At 61.4% G+C, this 4,586-nt stretch carries 2 protein-coding genes; one reads left to right on the forward strand and one right to left on the reverse strand.

Annotated elements, in window-relative coordinates; all coding sequences use genetic code 11:
- The coding region (locus tag AC1DLB_RS21945) for a fatty acid cis/trans isomerase (RefSeq protein ID WP_477785634.1) at positions 1-667 on the reverse strand (667 nt) is incomplete at its 3' end.
- A gap of 155 nt (positions 668-822) precedes the next feature.
- Here AC1DLB_RS21945 and metH point away from each other — a divergent pair.
- Positions 823-4,533, forward strand: a complete 3,711-nt coding sequence (metH, locus tag AC1DLB_RS21950; protein WP_477785635.1) for a methionine synthase — start codon at positions 823-825, stop codon at positions 4,531-4,533.
- Positions 4,534-4,586 lie beyond the last annotated feature (53 nt).

Genomic DNA, 4,586 nt, shown 5'->3' on the forward strand with positions numbered 1-4,586 from the left:
GCCAGCGCCCGACCAGGCTCTCCCGGGCGCCCGGCGCATTCAGCAGGTTTTCCCACTGCACCACTTCCAAGGCTTCCCTGGCGCTGGGCACCAGGCCCTGCTGATCGATCGGCGCGCCGGAAGCCAGCCAGCGCTGCAGCGTCTGGTATTGCTGATCGGTCAGACCGGTGACCGCTAGCGGCATGCCCTCCTTCGGATGAGAGCTGGCGTAACCGTCGAACTCCGCCGGCATGGCGCACAGCGTTTCCCGGTTCAGGCCCAGGACGATCTCTTCCGGCAATTTGGCGTTGGGTTGTAACGGCGTTCTATGGCCTAGTTCAAGCATCCGCGCCATCAGTGCCGCCTGGCTGCCTTGGGCGTCGAGCACTGAATAGAAGCCCTTTTGCTGCCAGGCACGCTTGCCGAAGGCGTCATAAAACAACCGGGTCGGCGCGGCGGCCTTGCTCCGTTCGCCGTCATAGACCGGCGCCTTCGTCGCACCTCGGGACGCCCCTTCGCCACTGCCCAGGTTGAGCTGACAGGCGGAGTCGTAGCAGGCATGGCAGGCCACGCACTTTTCGGTGAAGATCGGTTGAATGTCGCGAACGTAGGAAATGTCCGGACCTTGCGCAGCGGCGCCCCCGCTTAAAAACAGCATCAATAGGCTGGTGACGACGCGATACGACATATCCCTGGTCCTGATCATGAGAAAACGCCGCGATTCTACCGGTCCGACCCGCGCACCAACATGAACGATATTCATGCAAAACCGGCATATGCTCCAAAAGCACACAGGTTTGTTATTATCCCGGCCCTTCGTCATGGCCTTACCGAGTAGTCCAAATGTCCGATCGCAGCGTTCGCCTTCAAGCTCTCAAGCACGCCCTCAAAGAGCGCATCCTGATTCTCGACGGCGGCATGGGGACAATGATCCAGAGCTACAAGCTCGAGGAACAGGATTACCGTGGCAAACGCTTCGCCGACTGGCCGAGCGATGTCAAAGGTAACAACGACCTGTTGGTGCTGACCCGCCCGGATGTGATCGGCTCTATTGAAAAAGCCTACCTGGATGCCGGCGCCGACATTCTGGAAACCAACACCTTCAACGCCACCCAGGTGTCCCAGGCCGACTACGGCATGCAAGGCCTGGCGTACGAACTCAACGTAGAAGGCGCACGCCTGGCGCGCAAGGTGGCGGACGCCAAGACCCTGGAAACCCCGGACAAGCCGCGTTTCGTCGCCGGGGTGCTCGGCCCTACAAGTCGTACCTGCTCGCTGTCGCCCGACGTGAACAACCCCGGCTACCGCAACGTGACCTTCGATGAACTGGTGGAGAACTACACCGAGGCCACCAAAGGCCTGATCGAAGGCGGCGCCGACCTGATCCTGATCGAAACCATTTTCGACACCCTCAACGCCAAAGCGGCGATCTTCGCCGTGCAAGGGGTTTACGAAGAGCTGGGCGTCGAGCTGCCGATCATGATTTCCGGCACCATCACCGATGCCTCTGGCCGCACCCTCTCCGGCCAGACCACCGAAGCGTTCTGGAACTCCGTGGCCCACGCCAAGCCGATTTCCGTCGGCCTGAACTGCGCCCTCGGCGCCCGTGAATTGCGCCCATACCTGGAAGAGCTGTCGAACAAGGCCAGCACCCACGTGTCGGCGCACCCGAACGCCGGCCTGCCGAACGAATTCGGCGAGTACGACGAACTGCCGGCGCAAACCGCCAAGGTCATTGAAGAGTTCGCCCAAAGTGGCTTCCTCAACATCGTCGGCGGTTGCTGCGGCACCACACCGGGCCACATCGAAGCCATCGCCAAAGCGGTCGCCGGTTACGCCCCGCGTGAAATTCCGGACATCCCCAAGGCCKGCCGCCTGTCGGGCCTGGAACCGTTCACCATCGATCGCAGTTCACTGTTCGTCAACGTCGGCGAGCGGACCAACATCACCGGTTCCGCCAAGTTCGCCCGCCTGATCCGTGAAGACAACTACACCGAGGCCCTGGAAGTCGCCCTGCAGCAGGTCGAAGCCGGCGCCCAGGTGATCGACATCAACATGGACGAAGGGATGCTCGATTCGAAGAAGGCCATGGTGACCTTCCTCAATCTGATTGCCGGCGAACCGGACATCTCCCGCGTCCCGATCATGATCGACTCCTCCAAGTGGGAAGTGATCGAAGCCGGCCTCAAGTGCATCCAGGGCAAGGGCATCGTCAACTCCATCAGCATGAAGGAAGGTGTCGAGCAGTTCATTCATCACGCCAAACTGTGCAAACGCTACGGCGCCGCGGTGGTGGTGATGGCCTTCGATGAAGCCGGCCAGGCCGACACCGAAGCGCGCAAGAAAGAAATCTGCAAACGTTCCTACGACATTCTGGTCAACGAAGTCGGCTTCCCGCCGGAAGACATCATCTTCGACCCGAACATCTTCGCCGTGGCCACCGGTATCGAAGAACACAACAACTACGCTGTGGACTTCATCAACGCCTGTGCCTACATCCGCGACGAACTGCCGTACGCCCTGAGCTCCGGCGGCGTGTCCAACGTGTCGTTCTCGTTCCGTGGCAACAACCCGGTGCGCGAGGCGATTCACTCGGTGTTCCTGCTGTATGCAATCCGCAACGGCCTGACCATGGGCATCGTCAACGCCGGCCAACTGGAGATCTACGACCAGATCCCGGTGGAGCTGCGCGACGCCGTTGAAGACGTGATCCTCAACCGTACTCCGGAAGGCACCGACGCCCTCCTCGCCATCGCCGACAAGTACAAGGGCGACGGCAGCGTCAAGGAAGCCGAGACCGAAGAGTGGCGCAACTGGGACGTCAACAAGCGTCTGGAGCATGCGCTGGTCAAGGGCATCACCACGCACATTGTTGAAGATACTGAAGAATCGCGGTTGTCGTTCGCGCGCCCGATCGAAGTCATCGAAGGCCCGTTGATGGCCGGCATGAACATCGTCGGCGACCTGTTCGGCGCCGGCAAAATGTTCCTGCCGCAAGTGGTGAAGTCCGCCCGCGTGATGAAGCAGGCCGTGGCCCACCTGATCCCGTTCATCGAACTGGAAAAAGGCGACAAGCCGGAAGCCAAGGGCAAGATCCTCATGGCCACGGTCAAGGGCGACGTGCACGACATCGGCAAGAACATTGTCGGCGTGGTGCTGGGCTGTAACGGCTACGACATCGTTGACCTCGGCGTGATGGTGCCGGCGGAGAAGATCCTGCAGGTCGCCAAAGACGAGAAATGCGACATCATCGGTCTGTCCGGCCTGATCACGCCTTCGCTGGACGAAATGGTTCACGTGGCCCGCGAAATGCAGCGTCAGGACTTCTATCTGCCGCTGATGATCGGTGGCGCGACCACCTCCAAGGCGCACACGGCGGTGAAGATCGAGCCCAAGTACAGCAACGACGCGGTGATCTACGTCACCGACGCCTCCCGCGCCGTGGGCGTGGCGACGCAGTTGCTGTCCAAGGAACTGAAAGCCGGTTTCGTCGAGAAGACCCGCCTGGAATACATCGACGTTCGCGAGCGCACCGCCAACCGCAGCGCCCGCACCGAGCGCCTGAGCTACCCGGCAGCCATCGCCAAGAAACCGCAGTTCGACTGGGCCAATTATGAGCCGGTCAAACCGACGTTCACCGGCGCCAAGGTACTGGACAACATCGACCTGAAGGTTTTGGCCGAATACATCGACTGGACACCGTTCTTCATCTCCTGGGACCTGGCCGGCAAGTTCCCGCGCATCCTGCAGGATGAAGTGGTCGGTGAAGCCGCCACCGCGCTGTACGCCGATGCCCAGGAAATGCTTGCCAAGTTGATCGACGAGAAGCTGATCAGCGCCCGTGCGGTGTTCGGTTTCTGGCCGGCCAACCAGGTGCGCGACGATGACATCGAAGTCTATGGCGACGACGGCAAGCCATTGGCCAAGCTGCATCACTTGCGCCAGCAGATCATCAAGACCGACGGTAAGCCGAACTTCTCCCTGGCCGACTTCGTCGCGCCGAAGGACAGCGGCGTGACCGACTACGTGGGTGGTTTCATCACCACCGCCGGGATTGGCGCCGAAGAAGTGGCCAAGGCCTATCAGGAAGCGGGCGACGACTACAACTCGATCATGGTCAAGGCGTTGGCCGACCGTCTGGCCGAGGCGTGCGCCGAGTGGCTGCACCAGCAAGTGCGTAAAGACTACTGGGGCTACGCCAAGGACGAGACGCTGGACAACGAGGCGCTGATCAAAGAGCAATACACCGGCATCCGCCCTGCTCCGGGCTACCCGGCGTGCCCGGATCACACCGAGAAAGCCACGCTGTTCAAGCTGCTGGACCCGGAAGCGGAAGAGCTCAAGGCCGGCCGCAGCGGCGTATTCCTCACCGAGCACTACGCGATGTTCCCGGCGGCGGCGGTCAGCGGCTGGTACTTCGCTCACCCACAGGCGCAGTATTTCGCCGTGGGCAAGATCGACAAGGATCAGGTGCAGAGCTACACCTCGCGCAAAGGCCAGGAGTTGAGCGTGACCGAGCGCTGGCTGGCGCCTAACCTGGGTTACGACAACTAACCCCTTCCCCTGTGGGAGCGAGCCTTTGTGGCGAGGGAGCTTGCTCCCGTTGG

Source organism: Pseudomonas sp. 05N434 (assembly GCF_056396965.1).